The organism is Fusibacter sp. QWL-12, from assembly GCF_058683495.1.
Genome location: NZ_CM178745.1, coordinates 1009286 through 1028777 on the forward strand (window position 1 = coordinate 1009286; position 19492 = coordinate 1028777).

16 protein-coding genes and 2 riboswitches are annotated in these 19492 nt (G+C 38.3%); of the genes, 9 read left to right on the forward strand and 7 right to left on the reverse strand.

Going from position 1 to position 19492, the window contains the following annotated elements; all coding sequences use genetic code 11:
- Window positions 1-60: 60 nt before the first annotated feature.
- A complete protein-coding gene (locus tag AC4PID_RS05290) occupies window positions 61-414 on the forward strand; it encodes a phosphatase PAP2 family protein (RefSeq protein ID WP_492135364.1) in 354 nt (117 codons plus the stop codon).
- A 99-nt stretch (window positions 415-513) separates the two neighbouring features.
- Here the strand turns inward: AC4PID_RS05290 and AC4PID_RS05295 are convergent, their stop codons facing one another.
- From AC4PID_RS05295 to AC4PID_RS05310, 4 genes are all read right to left on the reverse strand, one after another.
- Window positions 514-2196 carry a BCCT family transporter gene (locus tag AC4PID_RS05295; RefSeq protein ID WP_492134522.1) on the reverse strand — a complete coding sequence of 561 codons (1683 nt, stop codon included), beginning with the start codon at window positions 2194-2196 and terminating at the stop codon, window positions 514-516.
- A gap of 446 nt (window positions 2197-2642) precedes the next feature.
- Window positions 2643-3641, reverse strand: a complete 999-nt coding sequence (gene lplA / locus AC4PID_RS05300) for a lipoate--protein ligase (RefSeq protein ID WP_492134523.1) — start codon at window positions 3639-3641, stop codon at window positions 2643-2645.
- Window positions 3642-3761: 120 nt separating this feature from the next.
- A complete protein-coding gene (locus AC4PID_RS05305) occupies window positions 3762-4103 on the reverse strand; it encodes a barstar family protein (protein ID WP_492134524.1) in 342 nt (113 codons plus the stop codon).
- Window positions 4104-4120: 17 nt separating this feature from the next.
- Window positions 4121-4672, reverse strand: a complete 552-nt coding sequence (locus tag AC4PID_RS05310) for a ribonuclease domain-containing protein (RefSeq protein ID WP_492134525.1) — start codon at window positions 4670-4672, stop codon at window positions 4121-4123.
- 87 nt (window positions 4673-4759) lie between these two features.
- Here AC4PID_RS05310 and AC4PID_RS05315 point away from each other — a divergent pair, with 87 nt between their 5' ends.
- Together AC4PID_RS05315 and AC4PID_RS05320 are read left to right on the forward strand one after the other, a co-directional pair.
- Window positions 4760-5194, forward strand: coding sequence for a hypothetical protein (locus AC4PID_RS05315; RefSeq protein ID WP_492134526.1), 435 nt, complete (start codon window positions 4760-4762; stop codon window positions 5192-5194).
- A gap of 2 nt (window positions 5195-5196) precedes the next feature.
- A complete protein-coding gene (locus tag AC4PID_RS05320) occupies window positions 5197-5535 on the forward strand; it encodes an arsenate reductase family protein (RefSeq protein ID WP_492134527.1) in 339 nt (112 codons plus the stop codon).
- 120 nt (window positions 5536-5655) lie between these two features.
- Here the strand turns inward: AC4PID_RS05320 and AC4PID_RS05325 are convergent, their stop codons facing one another.
- The 3 genes from AC4PID_RS05325 to AC4PID_RS05335 all read right to left on the reverse strand — a co-directional run bounded on the left by AC4PID_RS05325 (window position 5656) and on the right by AC4PID_RS05335 (window position 12620).
- Entirely contained in the window at window positions 5656-8406 is a 2751-nt protein-coding gene (locus tag AC4PID_RS05325; protein WP_492134528.1) for an EAL domain-containing protein, read from the reverse strand.
- A gap of 113 nt (window positions 8407-8519) precedes the next feature.
- Window positions 8520-9839 (reverse strand): pyridoxal phosphate-dependent aminotransferase, encoded by a 1320-nt coding sequence (locus tag AC4PID_RS05330; protein ID WP_492134529.1) that lies wholly within the window; start codon window positions 9837-9839, stop codon window positions 8520-8522.
- A gap of 126 nt (window positions 9840-9965) precedes the next feature.
- Complete coding sequence (locus tag AC4PID_RS05335; protein ID WP_492134530.1) at window positions 9966-12620, reverse strand: calcium-translocating P-type ATPase, SERCA-type; 2655 nt, start codon at window positions 12618-12620, stop codon at window positions 9966-9968.
- A 147-nt stretch (window positions 12621-12767) separates the two neighbouring features.
- Between AC4PID_RS05335 and AC4PID_RS05340 the strand changes: the two genes are divergently transcribed.
- The 6 genes from AC4PID_RS05340 to AC4PID_RS05365 all read left to right on the forward strand — a co-directional run bounded on the left by AC4PID_RS05340 (window position 12768) and on the right by AC4PID_RS05365 (window position 19444).
- Window positions 12768-13394, forward strand: coding sequence for an HD domain-containing protein (locus tag AC4PID_RS05340; protein ID WP_492134531.1), 627 nt, complete (start codon window positions 12768-12770; stop codon window positions 13392-13394).
- Entirely contained in the window at window positions 13391-14899 is a 1509-nt protein-coding gene (locus tag AC4PID_RS05345) for a hypothetical protein (RefSeq protein WP_492134532.1), read from the forward strand. The genes AC4PID_RS05340 and AC4PID_RS05345 overlap by 4 nt, the downstream gene beginning before the upstream one ends.
- Before the next feature lie 313 nt (window positions 14900-15212).
- Window positions 15213-16715, forward strand: coding sequence for a ribosomal protection-like ABC-F family protein (gene abc-f / locus AC4PID_RS05350; RefSeq protein ID WP_492134533.1), 1503 nt, complete (start codon window positions 15213-15215; stop codon window positions 16713-16715).
- Window positions 16716-16844: 129 nt separating this feature from the next.
- Window positions 16845-17339, forward strand: a complete 495-nt coding sequence (locus tag AC4PID_RS05355) for an FUSC family protein (RefSeq protein WP_492134534.1) — start codon at window positions 16845-16847, stop codon at window positions 17337-17339.
- Between the two features lie 136 nt (window positions 17340-17475).
- Window positions 17476-17576: riboswitch (SAM riboswitch) on the forward strand.
- 81 nt (window positions 17577-17657) lie between these two features.
- Window positions 17658-17754, forward strand: a riboswitch (SAM riboswitch).
- Between the two features lie 50 nt (window positions 17755-17804).
- Window positions 17805-18794 carry a methionine ABC transporter ATP-binding protein gene (locus AC4PID_RS05360; protein ID WP_492134535.1) on the forward strand — a complete coding sequence of 330 codons (990 nt, stop codon included), beginning with the start codon at window positions 17805-17807 and terminating at the stop codon, window positions 18792-18794.
- Window positions 18794-19444: a methionine ABC transporter permease gene (locus AC4PID_RS05365; protein ID WP_492134536.1), complete on the forward strand. Its 651-nt coding sequence runs from the start codon at window positions 18794-18796 to the stop codon at window positions 19442-19444. The genes AC4PID_RS05360 and AC4PID_RS05365 overlap by 1 nt, the downstream gene beginning before the upstream one ends.
- The last annotated feature ends 48 nt before the right edge of the window (window positions 19445-19492 follow it).

Consider the following 19492-nt stretch of genomic DNA (forward strand, 5'->3'; position numbering starts at 1 on the left):
GACACGGTGACTGCTATACTATTCGCACTACTCGCACTGATGCTCACGCCAATTTTAAATATGCCTATAGGTCTCTTGACGGTTTCGACTCTGTTGATTTCACAGCTTCTTGTGCAATCTATAAAGCGAATCGTCAATCGTCCTCGGCCGTATAAAAGTATTAGCTTTTCAAACGTAACGCAGCCCCCGGCATGCCAGTATTCCTTCCCATCAGGACATACAGCGTGTGCCTTTACCATAGCTTTGTCGTATGCTTTCAGCATCCCCTCGCTCACCCTATTTTTTATGTGCATCGCTTTTTTCGTTGGTTTATCTAGAATTGTTCTAGGTTATCATTATCCAACCGATGTGCTTATAGGGATGCTGCTTGCATACCTCTCCCATTCAATAACCTTACTCCTTCTGTTCCCGTAATGCGAAGAACATCATTGGAACAAAAAGAGCCTAGTACATCCTGCGTACTAGGCTCTCCTACTTTTTTGATTGATTTAATTTATAAAGCTTCGTTATTAGTTAAATCGTTTCCGTACCGAGATCATCTACCTTTGATTGCCTACTTTGATGTCCAGTACCCTTGTTATCCGTCGTATTCGATACTTGCTTATCTACGGTCAAAACGGGTTCAGGTTTAATATCAACCTGCTTTTTAAAAAGGAGCTCGTAGAATAGAACCACGGTTACGATGGTAATAATGATCGCAAACGGTAGTCCTGTTGTGATAACAGCTGTCTGTAGGATAGAAAGCGCTTGTTCTCCCCCAATGATCAGTAGAACTGCAGCGATAAAGCCTTCCATCAATGCCCAGAAGATACGTTGACCGACTGGCGATTTAATTTTACCACCGCTGGCAAGACTATCGACAACCAAAGAACCAGAGTCACTTGAAGTAACAAAGAATGTAACCACTAAAAATACAGCTAGAATATTGACGATTAACTTAATGATGTCTGAGAAAAATGGTGCATTGATTAATTGTATCATTTCAAAAAGTGCAATTGAAAGATTAGAATTCACCGCTTCAGTAACCGCACCTGCTGTAGATGCATCCACATGTAATGCAGTAGAACCGAAAATACCTAACCATATGATCGACAGAATCGTAGGTACAAATAATACCGCTGTGATAAACTCTCTTACTGTTCTACCCTTTGATATCTTAGCGATAAACATCCCAACAAATGGGCTCCATGATATCCACCATGCCCAGTAGAATATCGTCCATCCCTGTGCCCAGCTTGCATCATACTGATTCACATTAAGTGATGCATCTACAAATCCCGTTATATAGAGTCCTGTAGCACCAAAAATGTCACCGATAATTTTAAAAGTAGGGCCAACGATCAATACGATCATCATTAAGACAAAGGCTGCTTTTATATTCAGCTCACTTAAAAATTTAACGCCTTTATCGATCCCTGATACGACTGAAGCGGTTGCAATTAAAGTGATTCCTGTAATTAAAATCACTTGAATAACGATGCTTGTGGGGATACCAAAGATATGCGCCAGGCCGCTGTTGATCTGCTGTACACCAAGTCCAAGACTTGTGGCAAGGCCAGCAAGAGCAGCAAGTACAGCCAATGTATCGATTACATCACCTAATAGTCCAAAGATGCGTTCTTTAAAAATCGGATAAAAAAACGATCTCGGAGATAAAGGTAATTTCTTATTAAAGGTAAAATACGCAAGTGCCAACGAGATGATCCCATAGATCGCCCATGGGTGAATGCCCCAGTGGAAAAACGTCGTCGCTAGTGCTGACTGAATTGCATTGTCGCTTTGAAAGATTGGTGTCCCCGCGACATGATAGATGGGCTCGCCTACCGACCAAAACATTAGACCAATCCCCATACCCGCAGACATGAGCATAGCGTACCACGAAAACTTACTAAATTCTGGCTTAGCATCTGTTCCACCAAGCCTTATTTTCCCTGCTTTTGTAAATGCCAATACGATTAGAGCAACGATGAACAGGTTTGCTGAGAAGATGAATACCGTATCAAATCTCTCTAGTACCATCCCTTTAAACTGGTTGAGTTGTTCTGAAGCGCGATCAAGATTTAGAAATGCATAGATGGCAAATCCAATTAATAATAGTGCGGATAATCCAGATACAACTAGGTTCAAATCCAGACCAAATTTCGTGAAATTTCGGTCATGCAGCTCTTTTTTCAGAGCCATTATCTTTTTACTCACTTAATTTCCTCCCTAGTTTTTCAATTTTTAATCTGCCAAATGTATAGCTAGCCTTTGGTTTTTAGAACAAGTGAGATTTGGTTAAATAAAAATCTTCAGGCATCGAGCCTTCAGATTTTGCCACAAATAAAATTGTGGCTAAATAAAAAAGGCACTCTAACTCCTTTTAAAGAGTTAGAGTGCCTAAGTTTCACCATTTCTGATTCACATTATACCATCATTGATAGTATAGCGCATTTCCTCATCGTACCTGCGCAGACCCCAGTTCTTTGCTAATTTTTCAACACCCATTTCTTTTTTGTGAACAGCTTACTAAAATCTACGAAAGCAAACAACGCGACGCATACCTTAGCTCGAAATTCAAATACTCTAAGCATTTACTTCATTTGGCATATCTTTTTTACATCGGTCTATTATAGCACAACCATAACGCATTTGTAAAGTTGTTAGAAAGGCAGTGTCTGAATCCACGCTCTAACATCTGAAAATGCTGCCTTCATCACCTCTGGAACTTCAACTTGATCCAGCGCTTCGGTCATGGCAACCTTCTCTAATCGACATCCAACAAAGATCCCACTGAGTGCATCGATCAAATCCGTAGACATGGCATCAGAGAATACTTCATCCGCTTCAATTTGAGCGCCCTTCAGCTTAAAGCTGAGAACCAACTCTCCCCAGTCAAATTTTTCTTCAAAGGTCACATCAAAATTTGGCGTTTTACCAAATCGCCATTCCCAAGAAGCATAATGGTCATAACGGTTTGCAGCTTCACCAGAAACATTATCCTCTGATATATAGAATACGTCTTCAGCCTTCCCGTATTCAAATTCAAACGCTTCTCCTACTGCGGTCATCATCGTCGCAATTGTGATATCTGGATTGAGTTCTTTTAAGTTGATCACACGAGATTTTACAGACTCAACACCCTTTGCACTCAACTTTTTCATAGAGACATTTAGGTATTTGCCCAGCTTGCTCATATCTACATCCACTAAGATGGTACCGTGATGATAGTAATTTTCTTTGCCATAATAAAAGGCATTTCCTGAAAACTTTCTGCCTTCAGCTAAAATATCATTTCGCCCTGAAAACTCTGCTTCAATCCCAAGTGACTTGACGCCTTCCACGATAACTTTCAATTGTCTGTGTAGGTCTTCATGCTTTTTATTCATTACAAAAGTAAAATTTAAATTGCCTAAATCGTGATATACAGCACCACCACCTGAAAGACGGCGTGCCAACTTACCAGCATCCGATTCAAGCTCAGATACCAGTACCTCTCGCCACGGATTTTGATGCTTACCAATAACGACGGTATGCTGATTTTGCCACAAATATAGATAGATCTCATCCTCAGCAACTTCCTTCACAAGTTGCTCCTCGTAGGCGAGATTAAACCACGGGTTAGTCGATTTCGAGATAAATAATTTCGTTTTAATTGCCATATTAACCCTCCTAGATCTGTTTCTAGACGCTGTCGAAATTCGCATGATGTTTGATAAACTTCGAACAGTACTACCTAATGTATATATTAACAGTTTCGCCATCGCCTAATCAAGATATTTCTATATTACCAGCTCATCGATAAACTCAGCCTCAACCCCCTCATTATCAAGGTGAAGCTCCTCAAAAAGCGCCTTTAATTTGGGCAAATACGCGCTTAGCGTTTCATCTACCTGATTACAGTTGTAAAATACGAGCTTAACAGGTTCATTTCTAACAGATAATTCGTCCCATAAGGCATCTAAGTTTTTACCATAATAAGGAGAAAGCGATAAAATCTCCTTAATAAAATCATGAAAAGCATCGACAGATTTAAATAAACTTATATCAATTCTTAGTTTACTTAATTTTTCATCGCTTGTTTGATCATCGCTTAATTTATCATTGTTCAAATTATTCCCCATAAAAATCTCCTCACCACCTATGGAAATAACGGTTCAAAAGAACCATAATGATCTTCTGTATAATAGATCAGCCCATCATTTGAAAATACAAGTCGCATGGCGTTTCTAAAACCGCCTTCATAGTTCACATCACACTCATAATAAGTTCTACCCTCTTTTTTAGGCAAGAGTCCCTCTCGATTCCCAAATCGATCGCCACCGATGACACTGCCATAGGACACATCCCACAAATTACCTTTATCTGCATCCCATCCCAAATCGATTGCCTCTGATTTAGTTATATAATTGGGCGGCAACTCTTCATAGGTGTGGAGGTAAGTCGCCACATCGTCTTTTAGATAATAGTCCTCCCCATAGATGACTATTAAGTTAGAACCCTGTGTGCTGTTTTCATCACTCTTATTTTCTTTGGTATTATTGCTACTTGTATAGACATCATTTAAGATCTCAGCTTCAGTGGCTTCTGATGATCTTTGCTCTGATGACAGTTGCTCCCCGATATTCGAGTATATAAAGAAACTCAAAACAACAACAATGGTAGCAATCAACCATTTCTTTTGTTTCAACATATTTTCCTCCTAAATAATTACAAAAAATGATTCAAATTATGGTAAATTAAGTATATCATAAGAATAGGAAGACTTAAGGAGGTAATTATGGCGGGATATATCGTTTATTTTACAAGAAGTGGCAATTCCAAGCGAATCGCTGAAGCTTTGTCAAAGCAAACTGGCTATGAATTAGTTGAATTGACAGATGGTATGGATTATCACGGTGTGTTCGGTTATATAAAAGCGGGCTATTACGCAACTCAAAACAAACCTCTTGATGTAAAACTATCTAAAGAAGTGCCTGTTGACGCTAACGTTATCGTCGTTTCGCCACTTTGGGCGGGTGGCGTCGCACAGCCAACTAGACTGTTTTTAAGAACGAGACAACCTAAAAACACTTCAGTACTTATAACTTCTAAAGGCAGTGTCGCTAAAAAACTTGAACGTCGAAATGATTTTTATTTCGTAGGCGATATCGTGGATCGTCTCAATAATGAAACTCAAATTCTTGGCGCTATTTCAAAAAGAATTAAGGAGTAAAAATGAACATCCAGATCTTCGGAAAGAAAAAATGCTTTGATACACAAAAGGCAGAACGCTATTTTAAAGAACGCCGTATAAAGTTTCAAAGTATTGATATGCCCTCAAAAGGTATGAGTAAAGGTGAGCTTGAAAGTGTTTCAAGAGCTATCGGACTAAAAAATCTCATCGATACCAAAAGTCCACTGTACACTCAGAAAAATCTCGATCGCATTTCAACACCAACTTTAGTTCAAGAAATTTTACTTGAAAATCCAAAGCTAATTCGAACCCCTATCGTAAGAAACGGTCAAAAGGCTACAGTTGGATTCGTACCAGATGTTTGGGCAACTTGGGAGTAAAGTAAAAAAGGAGTCGCTGTTTATCTATTATAGATAAGCAACTACTCCTTTTATTTTGCTTAATATTCAGTGATTGATATAGGTCATTGCATTACTTTAACTACACCTTGTTCTAACTAATTATATGAATTGTTTTTTACTCTCAAAGCTTACAACTACTTGTGCCCAAGGCTTTGGAACCGATCCAAAATAGCCCTGGTAGTTACCACACTGTAGCAGTTTAATGTATTCGTATTGTGCCTCTGTCTCAACTCCCTCGATGATTAACTTAATTCCCATTTCATTACCCATTGCAACGATGGCCTTTAATATATTACCATTATCTCGTTCTGGATAATCTCCAATAAACATTCTATCAATTTTGATTTCATCCGCATTTAACTTCTTTAGATAACCAAGTGAAGAATATCCTGTACCGAAATCATCGATTGAAATCTCAATGCCCTGCTCGTGTAAAAGCTGTATGATTTCATTTGCTCTATCTAAATTATCTACTAATGTGGTCTCAGTAATCTCAAAACACCATTTGAGCTGTGGATAATCCAAGGATTTGATTTTGCGTATGAGTTCTTGTATGATTTCCGCATTTACAAACTCTCTACTGGATAGGTTAACAGAAATCCGAATCGGTAAATCTGGGAGCGCTGACGCTGAAAGTTCATTTATGATTAAATTAAGAACATGCTTGCCAAGCAGTAGAATTTCATCCGTCTCCTCAAGAATCGGTATAAAATCAGTAGGCGGAATATTTCCTAACAGTTGATTTTTCCATCTAACAAGTGCCTCAACACCATACATATCTCGTGAAAACGTGTTATATTGCGGTTGAAAAACCACACTAAACTCATCACGAGCAAACGCCATCTTCAACTCATTTTTTAATGTAGAGTGATATTTAACATACTCATAATACTTCTCATCATATACAAGATAGTTTGTCTTTTTAAACTTTTCAAGTGCCTCTAGCGCAATTAATGCATCCTGCAAGAGGACTTTCCCTTTTTTTGCATGTACCTTTGAAATAGATACACCTGTTATATACTTACATTCAACCTCAGTATATCCTAATGTGATTTGAAGCTTTCTTAAGAAGCTATCCAAATCCTTAATCGCTTCATCTACGATTTTTTCTTCAGGTTGATTAAAGGAACCTTTGTCTTTTGATAGCTCAGTCTCCAAAGGCGCCACCATAATCAGCATATCTGTCTTCGGTACTGCGAGCATTTGATAACGCAATTCTAATTTTAATGCTTCTTCTCCAGCCATCAGAAACTTTCCATGAACCGATTGACTGGTTTCAAGCAGTTTACGACTTTCACCAACCATTTGTATGGCGATCACCATGAAATCAGATGTGTCATACATCATTTCATCAATATAATCCCCAATTTGGTCGATTTGAGTGACAGCAAGTAATGAGGTACTGTATTCTGATAATGAATTTTGATCTAAGAGTGGGTCACCAGCCACAGGCTCAGAGTAAATGCCAACGTAGTACTGTAATCGCTTTTTCTCATCTAGAATCCTTTTGACTACTAGATGTTTATATAACCAGTTGCCTCTTTTGGTTTTATTCCATATATTTGCATTATAGATTTCATCGGTCTCGCTGGCTTCATTAAATGCCAACCCAGAGTTAAACAAGGTTACAATCGGTTTATTTTGAATTTCACTTAATTTATAGCCATAGATATCCTCAAATACCGTATTACAGTACAAAATTTCCTTGTTTTTACCCAATAACAAGATTCCTTCATGTGTGTTATTGGTAATATACGCAGACGTGAGCATCAGTATATTCTGACGTCTCTTTTGACCTACCAAATAGATTAAGGCGTAAGATATAATGAATACCACAATAGAAGCTGTCATTTGAACAACTAAGCTCGAATGTATAAATGGATGATCGTGTTCAATCAGCAGATCGATGTTAAAATAGCTTACAAAATACCAAGAAAATATTTTACCTTCAAATAAATATTTATTTTCTTCAATCTCTGCAATTTCTTTATACTGATAATATTTATTTTCAAGATTGAAATCACCCTGCTTTGGTGCGCCTTGTTTTTGAACGATTTCATCGAAAATACTTCTCATCTCATCAGATTGATTTGACTTTACAGTTAAAGAAATACCCAAATAATCATTCTCCATAGTATTACTAAGCGACCAATAATTGTTATAATCCAGAATCCCAATTTCAATATCACTGATATCGAGATTTTCGTATCGGCTGATCACAGAGAAGAACTTCTCACCATCAAAATTTAAAACGATTAGGCCTACTAATTTTCCAGTCACATCGTTTACTTTAATTGTAAATCGAATGGTTGGCTCATAAGGGACAATAATTACACCATTTTCTATGTTTAAATCAAAATCAGACACATAAATCTGATTTTCTGATGCACCAAGTGCGTGTATATAATAGTATCGATCTGATTTATCCTGTAGCTCAGATTTAGGGACTCTTACCACTTGATCATCTACTTTGTTGACCCTAACGAGCTCCATACCTTCATCTGAAAGTAATCTTACTTGTGTAAGGCCACTCTTATTTGAGGCATAACGTTCAAAAAGTGATTCAATTTGCGATAATGCATATTCATCTTCTGAATTAGACTTATAGAGTAAAACTTCGTTTGAATTTCTAATGATATTCAAATCATCGTAGATACTTTCAAACTTCTCTGAAATAAATAAATCCGCTATGTTAATGGCTGTATTTTGTTGATTTTGATAATCTTCAATATAATGATCAATTGAGAGGTGTAAGTAATATGTATAGATCAAGTTAAAAATAATCGTAATTAGTAGTGCCCACGCCATCAATCTCAAAATCTTATTAGATGTAATTTTTTCTCCTAGCATTTCTACCTCCTTTAAATCGAGAGTATAACATACTTACCCCATAGAACTATAAAAAAACCTGTATACAGGAAATGTATACAGGTTTACATCTTACTTATTATTGAATTCGCTAATTAAGCTCTTTTCGCTTCGTATTGACGAAGTAGTTTAACAAATAATTCAGGGATTTTAGCCATATTTTCAGGGGTCTCAACAAACGAGATTCTGAACTGTGTGCTACCAGGATTATCCATGCTACCATCGATATCATAGAAGCCCTTCATCGGTGCAACTAAAAGTGTTGTTTCAACGCCATCGATTTCTACAGCGCCTTCTTGCGCACAGTAAAGCACGAACTCTACTGAGTCAAAGCCAGGTTTTACAACATTTCTAACATCGATTACTGAATAAATTGAAGCATCTGGACTTGAAACGATTAATTTTGGTTCAAGCGCTTTTAAGCCGTTGTATACCATTAGGATTTGCTCTTTATAGTAACCGCGGATGTTTTGGCACCAGCCCGCGATTTGATCTTTCGTTTCATGTGCTAATGCGCCGAAAATATGCTGACCAATTACATTTGCACAAAGGTTTGCTGTGTATTCTGCAACCGAACGGTTGTTGAATTCTGGGCTATCTGTAATCATAGCGCCAATTCTCAAGCCACATGCATTCCATACTTTTGAAGCAGTTTCGATGCTGATTCTTCTACCTTCGATACCAGGTACTTCTGCATCAGTAATACCCCAGATACTAACAAGTGGTGTACCTTCTTCGTAATAAAGCTCTCTGTAAGCTTCATCACTCACCATCCACATATTGTATTTAACGCATAATTTTGCAAGTTCTTGTAAAGTCGCATAATCATATAATTGACCAGTCGGGTTATCATAAGGAATAACTAAAAGTGCACCCGGTTTATTTTCAACGATAGTTTTTTCAATTAATGACATCTCAGGTAATGAAAACTTACCATCTTCTCTTAATTGTCTTTTTACAGTAACCGTTTTTCTGCCTACGCGTTCAGCGAAAGAAATATAGTTAGTATAAGCAGGGTCAATCATTAATAGTGGACTTTCATCTGAACCAGCAGGTCCACAAACACCAATTAACAAAAGTTCCATACCTGCAGAACCACCATCAGTTACTTGAACATGTAATTTGCTTGTATCAAAGCCTTCGCAGCTAAGAATGTTCTTGAACGCATCTTGACATTCTACTGTACCAGCAGTCGTTGAGTAACGGATAACGCCTTTAGAAAACGGACTTTCTGGTGCATTCATTTCAAATAAACGCTTCATCATAGCTGGGTTAGTTGGTAGTGATACGTTACCGATCCCTACATTGATAACTGCCTCTGGCTTAACGGCACGTTCTTCGTACTTCATCTGTGCCAAACGCACACTTGAAGGCTTTCTAGATTCAAAATGCTTAGAGAGAACTGGTTTGCTCATAATACATCTCCTATTCCTTATTAATAACCCTAATCAAGTAAGGTAATTCCTTACACTGTACACTTGATGTCCCACTGACATTATAATATATACCGATTCCCTTTTACAACCGTATTTGCCGTATTGTTAATTTTTTATAAAAACCTTTTGAGCAATCTTTGAAAGCTCACCAAAAACCAGTGGTAACAAGCTTAGGAGTAGGATTAAATCCACTTCACCAAATGAGAGGGGCACAGTACTAAATATCACTTGTAATGCAGGAATATAGATGACGCCAAACAATAAAGTTAATGCGATCACAACGGATAAATTGAGCAACTTGTTTGAGAAAGGGTTAAATTGCCAAATACCTTTGTCTTCACGTCTAGCAGAATATGCTCTAAACATTTCACCTAATATAAGCGTACTAAAAGCGTATGTTCTTGCCAATTCTATAGTTGAACCTTCGATTCTCAGCCCTATTTGATAAGCAGCGAGCACTGCTATGGTAAGCCCTATACTCTGAAAACCGATGGCATAAGCCATTTTACGATCGATAATCGGTTCATCAATCGATCTTGGTTGATGATTCATAATCGTAGATTCGCCTTTTTCAAGTCCCAAAGCAAAAGCAGGTAGTGAATCGGTAATGAGATTCACCCATAAGAGCTGTATCGGAACCAATGGAATTCCCCAATTAAACACCATTGCAATGAAGATGATCAGAATTTCGCCAATATTACACGATAATAAAAATCCCACGAATTTTCTAATATTGCTGTAGATGATGCGACCTTCTTCTACAGCACTAACGATACTCGCGAAGTTATCATCTGTTAGAATCATATCCGCAGCTTCTTTACTCACATCGGTACCTGTGATACCCATTGCGACACCAATATCGGCTGACTTTAACGCTGGTGCATCATTTACACCATCACCCGTCATTGCGACTACCTGACGATCTGATTTTAAGGCTTTAACGATACGCAACTTGTGTTCAGGTGAAACCCTTGCAAATACATTCTTGATTTTAAGAAGTTCTATCAGTTCAGATTCACTTAAACCATTGATGGCACTCCCTTCAATTCCAGCGGTATCCGTTTCAATGATCCCCATTCGCATAGCGATAGCGGATGCCGTGGTAATGTGATCACCTGTAATCATAACGACGCGAATGCCTGCATTTTTACAGATTTTTATCGCTTTGATTGCCTCTTCTCTAGGTGGATCAATCATTCCCGACAAACCCAAAAAGGTTAAATTAATTTCAGAGTCTACAGCTTTATCATTTTCATGTATTTCTCTCATAGCATAGCCAATGACCCTAAGTGCCTCTTTGGCATAGGCTTTGTTTTGGGAGAGGATTTGCTCACGGTCTTCTTCTGTCATGTCAAAGCTTTGCCCGTTTTTCCAAATCTTAGTTGCTCTTGACAACAGCTCATCTGGAGCTCCTTTGGTTAAAAGAACGCGTTTTGAATCAATTTCATGTACGGTTGACATGAGTTTTCGATCGGAGTCAAATGGAAACTCGTCCAATCTTGGATAGTCCTTCCTCGCAACTTTATAATCCACGCCACCTTTATGAGCAAGCACAAGTAGTGCACCTTCTGTTGGATCACCAATACAGCTTTCCCCTTCGATCTCTGCATCATTACAAAGGGCTGCCGTTAGGTAGAGCCATTTCGCAGAACTGCTTTGTTCATTAACACCTTTGATCTCACCTTCATATGAGTAGCCCGTTCCTGTTACTTCGTAAAGATTTAGACTTTCATAGAGGGCTTGAACGGTCATTTTATTTTGTGTTAAGGTTCCTGTTTTATCGGTACAAATCACTGTGGTTGATCCAAGCGTCTCAACTGCACTCAATCGTTTCATGATGGCATGCTTTGAAACCATTCTTTGCATCCCTAGCGCTAAAACGGTCGTAACAACCGCTGGAAGTCCTTCTGGAATCGCTGCAACAGCAAGGGATACTGCCGTTAAGAACACTTCTAAAAGCGGTTCATTTCTTATGATGCCAAGAACTATAATCAATACACTGACTATTAAACAGACGATGCCTAGCATCTTGCCAAACTGCGCCAGTTTCTTTTGAAGCGGTGTCATTTCATCTTCAGTTTCATTTAGCATTTTAGCTATTTGACCGATTTGTGTGGACATTCCCGTCTTGACGACGATGCCTTTACCATAACCATAAGTGACGATGGTACCTGAAAAGGCGGCATTGGTTTGATCTCCCAAAGGTGCATTTTCATCGACGGTGCTTAGGTAATCCTTTTCCACTGGAACGGATTCGCCAGTTAATGCAGATTCATCTATTTTTAAGTTAACAGACTCAACTAATCTGAGATCAGCAGGTACAAAGTCACCTGTATCTAGTTTGACTAAGTCTCCTGGAACCAACTCCGGTGAATCAATCTCGATGAGCTTTCCCCCTCTTATGACTTTGGTTTTGGGAGAAGCCATCTTCTTAAGCGCATCTAGTGCATTACTCGCCTTGTTTTCCTGATACGCACCAAGGCCTGCGTTTAAAACCACGATTCCCAAGATGACGATCCCATCGATCATCTCCTTTAAAAATATGGATATGACAGCAGCGATCATAAGTATAATTACTGTAAAATCTTTAAACTGATCTAGGATCATGTTGATAAGTGTTCTACGTTTGCCAGCCTCTAATCGATTATAACCAAACGTCTCACGCTTTTTTATGGCTTGATCGTCAGTTAATCCAGTGACTGTAGAAGACTCTAAATTTTTAATGAGTGCCTCTAGAGGCGAATTATTTTGATTTTGCATAGATAGGCTCCTTTCTCACTATAACCATTATACCAATATTATCTAAGTGTATGCAAAGATTACCAATTTTTCTTTTTTTATAATGTCATCTGGCTTATAATTTATGTATTGAGCGTTATGATTAAACGCAAAGAAAGGTGAATACATATGGCTAATGGTGCACTTACTCTTGAAAACGTTAAACAATTTGCAAAGCAAAGAATCGAGGAGAATAATCGCCCCAATCGGTATCCATTTCGCAGTAGATATGAACATACTTTGAGGGTGGTAAATTGGGCTGAAAGGTTAGCAGCAGCTGAAGGTGGTAATTTAGAGGTTATCCAATTCGCCGCACTTTTACACGATATCGGCTGGGATGATCAGATCGAGCATGCGTTGGTGGGCAGACAAATGGCTGAGGTCTTCCTCACCAGTCAAGGTTATCCAGAACCAAAGAAAGCGATGGTACTTGAAGCAATAGAAAAGCATAATAAGCGGTTGGAAGATAGTAGTCTGCTTAATCTTGAATCAAGGATTATAATGGATGCTGACATTCTCGACGAAGTCGGTGCAATGAGTATCGCTTGGGATGCTATTGCAGCTGCCACTGAACCTGAAGTCACATACAAAACTATACTAGACAGAGTCGAAACTTATCACGCTCAATTATCTAGCAGAGTGCCATGGCTTCAAACAGCTACTGGTAAAAAACTCTACGAAGAACGCTTGGCAGTCTACACTAACTTTATAATCGCTTATCGCTATGAGCTTGGCATAGAAAGGAGCGAAACATGATGGGAACTCTAGGCATCATCGCCTTTTTACTAATCGCATTTGGCGTTAGATCTTATGTAAGTAATGAAGTGCTTTCCAAAAGACCCTCTCGTCTTGATCAGTTTTATTTTGGTGCGTTAATTACTTTTATTGTTATTTGGTTATTTTCAAATTATCCAGTTTATAGTCTACTCGACTATAATCGATACATACCGTTTAAAGAGTTTACTTCGCAAATTAAATTACAAGAATTCTTATCTCATGTATACAAATACAGCTCTTATTTTAAATATCAGTTCGGTATAGTAGAAATCTTAAAGAGCCTACTTAAAATCTTAGGCACCTTGCTACCGATTACATTTTCATTCCATTTGCTACAAGTACAGTCGCAAGCTAGAAGAATCCTTTATAGTGGACTCATTTTAGGGTTATTGGTCATCACTTATTCAGACTACTCACTTGGAACACTTGTCGTGCTCTATCTTATGGCACACGCACTTTCAATTATATTTAAGTTGATCATTCAAAAGATTTTGACCTCTATCGAGCACTTATCAAATGAAAGTGATCTACCTAAATTACACTTTGGAGTGATTCTCAAAATCATCCCCTTTCTTCTAATATGCTGCTTTGGACTTTACATCAGTTGGCCAATGTTTAGTCGTCAGTTTGATTTTACTACTACCACCGCTTCTTATCAGGATGTTGAAATTCAAGCAAAAGGCGCTAACACAACGCTCTCGATTCCATCCGGGAATTTCTCAATGTCATATGTAAGTGGCATTAAAAGAGAGAACAATTCTGAGCTTAACTTAAAGTTTAATGTAGAGCAGTCACCTGAAATTGATTTTCCCTACAGAATCGAAAGCAGAAGTATTGGTTTTTTGATAGAAATCAACGGCGAAACTCAAAACTACGGCGGACACCTTTATACAGATGATTTTAAGTTGGGCTCTAATAGTGATCCTTCAAAAAAAAGGCGTATTCTGGAGGGACCGATTGCTCTAAGCGTTAATCATTTCAGCACCGATGATTTCAAACCGATTCCTATCAAGTCATTTAAACTCCTAGGGATTCAAGACATTGGATTTGTCATCACCGATGCAAACTTACTTGATCAATTTGAAATAATTAGTACCCAATGGATCGAAGATGCAGCAGGGTATCCCAACTACGAGGTGAACTATCGTCTTCCCAACGATAGTGATTATGAGTTTAACTGGTACATTCACAATTCCACTTATCCAACAAACGCGTTCTTCGCAAAAATGTCCAATAAACTTGGTCCAAATATGTATGTTGAAAGACAGGAGTTAATCTCTTATAGCGATGAGGCCATACTGGTTTCGGAAAATGAGTTCGAAAAAATTTATCGTGTTAATTACTATTACTATGATCAATATCAGGGTGTACTTAATGAAAATGACATTGAAAGTATCGTTATAAAACCCGTAACGGTTTATTATAATTTTTGGACAAAGGAAGCACTTTTCGACACACCTTTGGTTCTAAATTTTACTGAATAAGTCTTGACGCTTTTACAAATTTTGTGTTACCATCTAAAAGAATTATAAAAAAGATTGGAGTTGAAAAGATGAATCATACTTCTTGCTAAGCAATTAAATAGGTGTCAAGAATCGGTTTTATACCGTTTTTTTGTCATACGCTGCAAGAGGTTCGTTATCATCCGCTCAAATTATAGATTTATGCATGAAGTCCCCTTTCCCAAGGTGGATTTGTTTTGCTAAGTGTTTATTAGGATGCGAGGTTTCTTGCATCCTATTTTGTTGCATAAAATTAAACGCTATTACACCTTGCAAATCAAATAGGAGGACCACAATGTCACAAATAAAAGTTACAAATTTAAGTTTTGCCTATGAGGGCAGCTACGATAAAATTTTTGAAAATGTATCCTTTCAAATGGATACAGACTGGAAACTTGGCTTTACAGGTAGAAATGGTAGAGGTAAAACCACATTTCTAAAACTACTGTTAGGTGAAATGCCTTTTACTGGTCAGATCAGTGCTTCAGTTCATTTTGATTATTTCCCCTACGAAGTAAAGGATACGTCATTATTTACGAGAGAGCTTTTAACACAAATCGATCCGGATTTAGAAGAATGGGCACTCCTTCGTGAATTTAGCTACATCGGTCTGGACGAATCTTTGCTTGATCGTCCATTTGAGACGTTAAGTCAAGGGGAACAGTCAAAAGCACTTCTTTCAGTGTTGTTTCTAAAATCCAATAATTTTCTATTGATTGATGAGCCAACCAACCATCTCGATGTGGATGCCAGAGCTACGGTTGCTGCCTATCTCAAACGAAAAAAAGGGTTTATCATCGTCTCACATGATCGTTTGTTTTTAGATGAAATCATCGACCATATTTTATCGATCAATAAAACAAATATAGAAATTCAAAAAGGCAACTTCTCTACTTGGTTGCAAAATAAAGCCTATCAAGATCAGTTTGAAGTGGCTGAGAATGAAAAGCTTCTAAAGGATATCAAGCGGTTGGGGGATGCCGCTAAACGAACTGCTGGTTGGTCGGATCAAACTGAAAAGAGTAAGTTTGGTTCTGATGTTCCAGATCGCGGGTTTGTTGGTCACAAAGCGGCGAAAATGATGAAGCGTGCGAAGGTCATCGAAAAGCGAAGAGATAAAGCATTAGAGGACAAGAAAAAATTGCTTAAGAATCTCGAGGTTGCAGAGCCGCTGGAGTTGATACAAGAACCGGCATTATCGCAGCCATATATCGCCTTTGATATAGAATCACTAGCGTATGGCGAAATGCTTGTGCTTGAAGATCTCAGCTTTCAAATAGAAGCGACGCAACGCTACACCATTACAGGTAGAAACGGATCAGGCAAATCAACACTACTCAAAGCTGTATTAAAACAATATGACCCAACACTTTTGGAAGAAGATGTTTCAAATTTGATGACTAGCGGACGAATTAAAATAGCAAGGGACTTAGTTATCTCTTATGTCTCACAAGATACGTCCTTTCTTGAAGGTAGCTTTAAAGCATATGCCGAGGCCAACCAAATTGAGCTACATCTTCTACGCAGTATGTTAACTAAATTAGATTTCTCTGCTGTTTTATTCGATAAGGAGTTACAACACCTCAGTGAAGGCCAAAAGAAAAAAGTGTTACTCGCAGCTAGCATCTGTCAAAGAGCACATCTCTATATTTGGGATGAGCCTCTTAACTTTGTCGATCTCCTTTCACGGGTTCAACTAGAAGATATGATACTTAATTATGAACCTACGATGCTGTTTATCGAGCATGACACGCACTTTGTTGAACGCATCGCAACACACATCATCGAACTCGACTAATTAGAGCTAAATTGGGTATAATCAGATAGCGACATTATCAACTTAATTGCGGATAAGATATTATGATTTTAACACGATCAAGTAAAATAAGTTTTCACTCAATCACATCACCCTTCACTGGAGGCAATCATGCTCAAAAACACACTCAACAAACTCACAAGACATGGTATTGGTCCACGCAGTATAAAAACTGGAATCGCAGTAATGATTACCCTTTTTGTAGCAGATCGCTTTCAGCTGACAAACCCGTTTTTTGCAGCTATTGCAGCCGTATTTGCTATGGAATCGACGATGACAGCAACCTTTTCCGTCATTCGCGATCGACTATTGGGGACTGTTTTAGGCGCACTTATTGCACTAACATTTTCACTTTTACTTCCCATGAATCCGATTACGATAGGACTTGGAATTGTCATCGTCATCTATGTCTGCAATTTATTTAAGTGGCAAGGTACGATTAAAATCGCAATCATTGTGTTTCTAGCGATCGGACTTGGCACATCCAGTGGTAACCAAGTATCATATGCTTTCTATCGTACACTGGATACATTCATCGGTTTGATTATAAGTGGCCTTATCAATTATTTTGTATTTCCAATGGATAAGGTCAATTCAAAAGAGTAACACAATTAACAATTCTAAATAGCCACTCGAAATGTGTGAATTTTCAGAATAAACTTTTAATTGTTAAATAAAATTAAATGTGTTGACAGTATGTATCAGATTGTCTATAATCCATTTCATAGCAATTACAATTTAACTCTTATCCAGAGCGGCGGAGGGACTGGCCCGATGATGCCCGGCAACCAACCATTCATAAGGTAGTGGTGCTAATTCCTGGGAGAAATCCACAGATGAGAGAGAGCAAATGTTTATCATGGCCTCTTTTCTTGTGTGAAAAGAGGCTTTTTAATTGCAGTTTTCGCGAAAATTTAATATGAGCTCATATCCAGAGAGGTGGAGGGAACGGCCCTGTGAAACCCAGCAACCAGTCTTATGACATGGTGCTAATTCCGTCAGAGTAACTGGAAGATGTGAGAGGATGTTTTTAAGCTCCTTTTGCATGTTCTATGCAGAAGGAGTTTTTTAATGATTCAAATCTCAGAATTAACAAAAGTATATTCAAAAAATGGTCAAATCGTTAAAGCGCTTGACGGTATTGATCTAGAAATTGAAAAAGGTGACATTTACGGAATCATCGGTTTAAGTGGTGCAGGTAAATCATCACTGATTAGATGCATCAATCGCATTGAGGAACCCTCATCAGGGCGCGTTGTAATTTCAGGTGTTGATATTACAGCTCTATCTGAAAAAGAACTTAGAAAATCAAGACAGAATATCGGCATGATCTTTCAGAACTTCAACCTTTTAAGCAGCAAAACCGTTTATGATAACATCGCGTTTCCATTGAGACTTCAAAAATACAGCGAAGCGATCATTAAAGAAAAAGTTACCTCACTACTTGAAAAAGTTGAACTAACAGATAAAGCCAATGTTTATCCAAGTAATCTAAGTGGTGGTCAAAAGCAAAGAGTCGGTATTGCAAGAGCTCTTGCGACGGAACCAGAAATTCTATTATGCGATGAAGCAACCTCAGCACTTGATCCAAAGACCACCAAGCAAATACTGTCCTTATTAAAAACGCTCAGCTATGAACTTGGCATCACGTTAGTGGTCATCACACATGAGATGGAAGTCATTAAAGCGATATGCAATAAAGTCGCAATTCTTGAGGCAGGTAAAATAATCGAAAAAGGCGTTACTGCAGAACTCTTTTCGACCGTTCCAACACCTCAAACTCGTCATTTTTTAGGTGAGCTAGAAGCACCTGAATTTTTAACTCAAAAAGGAACCAGATTACACCTAACCTTTTCAAATGGCAGTGCAAACGCGCCAATTATTTCTGGATTCATTAGACAATTTCCATATGACGTAAACATCTTGTCGGGGAATATCGAATCCATACAGAGACAAGTAGTTGGAAAATTATTAATCGAAGTTCTAACACCGTCTGAAGATGAAATGGGTCGTGTCATCGCCTATTTTGAAGACCAACATGTTGTAGTGGAGGTGCTCTAATGACTCAGTTACTTTTAAAGGCCAGTCTAGAAACACTCTATATGGTGTTTGTGGCAACTTCATTTACAATTTTGTTTGGCTTACCGCTTGGCATCGTTCTTGTGATTACTTCTAAAGGTCATATATTAGAAAGACCACTGCTCAATCGCATTTTATCTTACGTCGTTAACATGATGCGATCGATGCCCTTTATCATATTGATGATTTTTATCATCCCATTTACGCGTTTGATCGTCGGAACCTCTATCGGAACCAATGCGGCCATCGTACCGCTTGTGGTCGCTGCCATCCCCTTCTTTGCCAGAATCGTAGAAACTTCACTCTATGAAGTTGACGGTGGCGTCATAGAAGCAGCAACCGCTATGGGTGCAAACCAATGGGAAATCATTACAAAAGTAATGCTGCCAGAGGCATTGCCTGCCCTCATTCTAGGTACGACGATTACCATCATCAACCTTATTGGCTATTCTGCTATGGCAGGTGCTGTCGGTGGTGGTGGTATCGGTGACCTCGCAATCCGCTATGGTTATCACCGCTTTCAAACAGACGTCATGATTGCAACGATCATTATATTGGTTATCATGGTTCAATTATTGCAATCACTAGGTAACTGGTTGGCAAATCGCCTACTGGTTCACAGAAGAAAATAGAAAATCTTGAATAAGGTTGATCAAAATAATAAACAACAAATATAAATA

Bases quoted from the DNA above. Each gene is read 5' to 3' on its own strand.
- AC4PID_RS05345 (WP_492134532.1), top strand. From the start codon at position 13,391: ATGATGGGAACTCTAGGCATCATCGCCTTTTTACTAATCGCATTTGGC.
- AC4PID_RS05305 (WP_492134524.1), bottom strand. From the start codon at position 4,103: ATGGGGAATAATTTGAACAATGATAAATTAAGCGATGATCAAACAAGC.
- AC4PID_RS05335 (WP_492134530.1), bottom strand. From the start codon at position 12,620: ATGCAAAATCAAAATAATTCGCCTCTAGAGGCACTCATTAAAAATTTA.
- AC4PID_RS05365 (WP_492134536.1), top strand. From the start codon at position 18,794: ATGACTCAGTTACTTTTAAAGGCCAGTCTAGAAACACTCTATATGGTG.
- AC4PID_RS05320 (WP_492134527.1), top strand. From the start codon at position 5,197: ATGAACATCCAGATCTTCGGAAAGAAAAAATGCTTTGATACACAAAAG.
- AC4PID_RS05355 (WP_492134534.1), top strand. From the start codon at position 16,845: ATGCTCAAAAACACACTCAACAAACTCACAAGACATGGTATTGGTCCA.
- AC4PID_RS05290 (WP_492135364.1), top strand. From the start codon at position 61: ATGCCTATAGGTCTCTTGACGGTTTCGACTCTGTTGATTTCACAGCTT.
- AC4PID_RS05340 (WP_492134531.1), top strand. From the start codon at position 12,768: ATGGCTAATGGTGCACTTACTCTTGAAAACGTTAAACAATTTGCAAAG.
- AC4PID_RS05360 (WP_492134535.1), top strand. From the start codon at position 17,805: ATGATTCAAATCTCAGAATTAACAAAAGTATATTCAAAAAATGGTCAA.
- AC4PID_RS05315 (WP_492134526.1), top strand. From the start codon at position 4,760: ATGGCGGGATATATCGTTTATTTTACAAGAAGTGGCAATTCCAAGCGA.
- AC4PID_RS05325 (WP_492134528.1), bottom strand. From the start codon at position 8,406: ATGCTAGGAGAAAAAATTACATCTAATAAGATTTTGAGATTGATGGCG.
- AC4PID_RS05310 (WP_492134525.1), bottom strand. From the start codon at position 4,672: ATGTTGAAACAAAAGAAATGGTTGATTGCTACCATTGTTGTTGTTTTG.
- AC4PID_RS05330 (WP_492134529.1), bottom strand. From the start codon at position 9,839: ATGAGCAAACCAGTTCTCTCTAAGCATTTTGAATCTAGAAAGCCTTCA.
- lplA (WP_492134523.1), bottom strand. From the start codon at position 3,641: ATGGCAATTAAAACGAAATTATTTATCTCGAAATCGACTAACCCGTGG.
- abc-f (WP_492134533.1), top strand. From the start codon at position 15,213: ATGTCACAAATAAAAGTTACAAATTTAAGTTTTGCCTATGAGGGCAGC.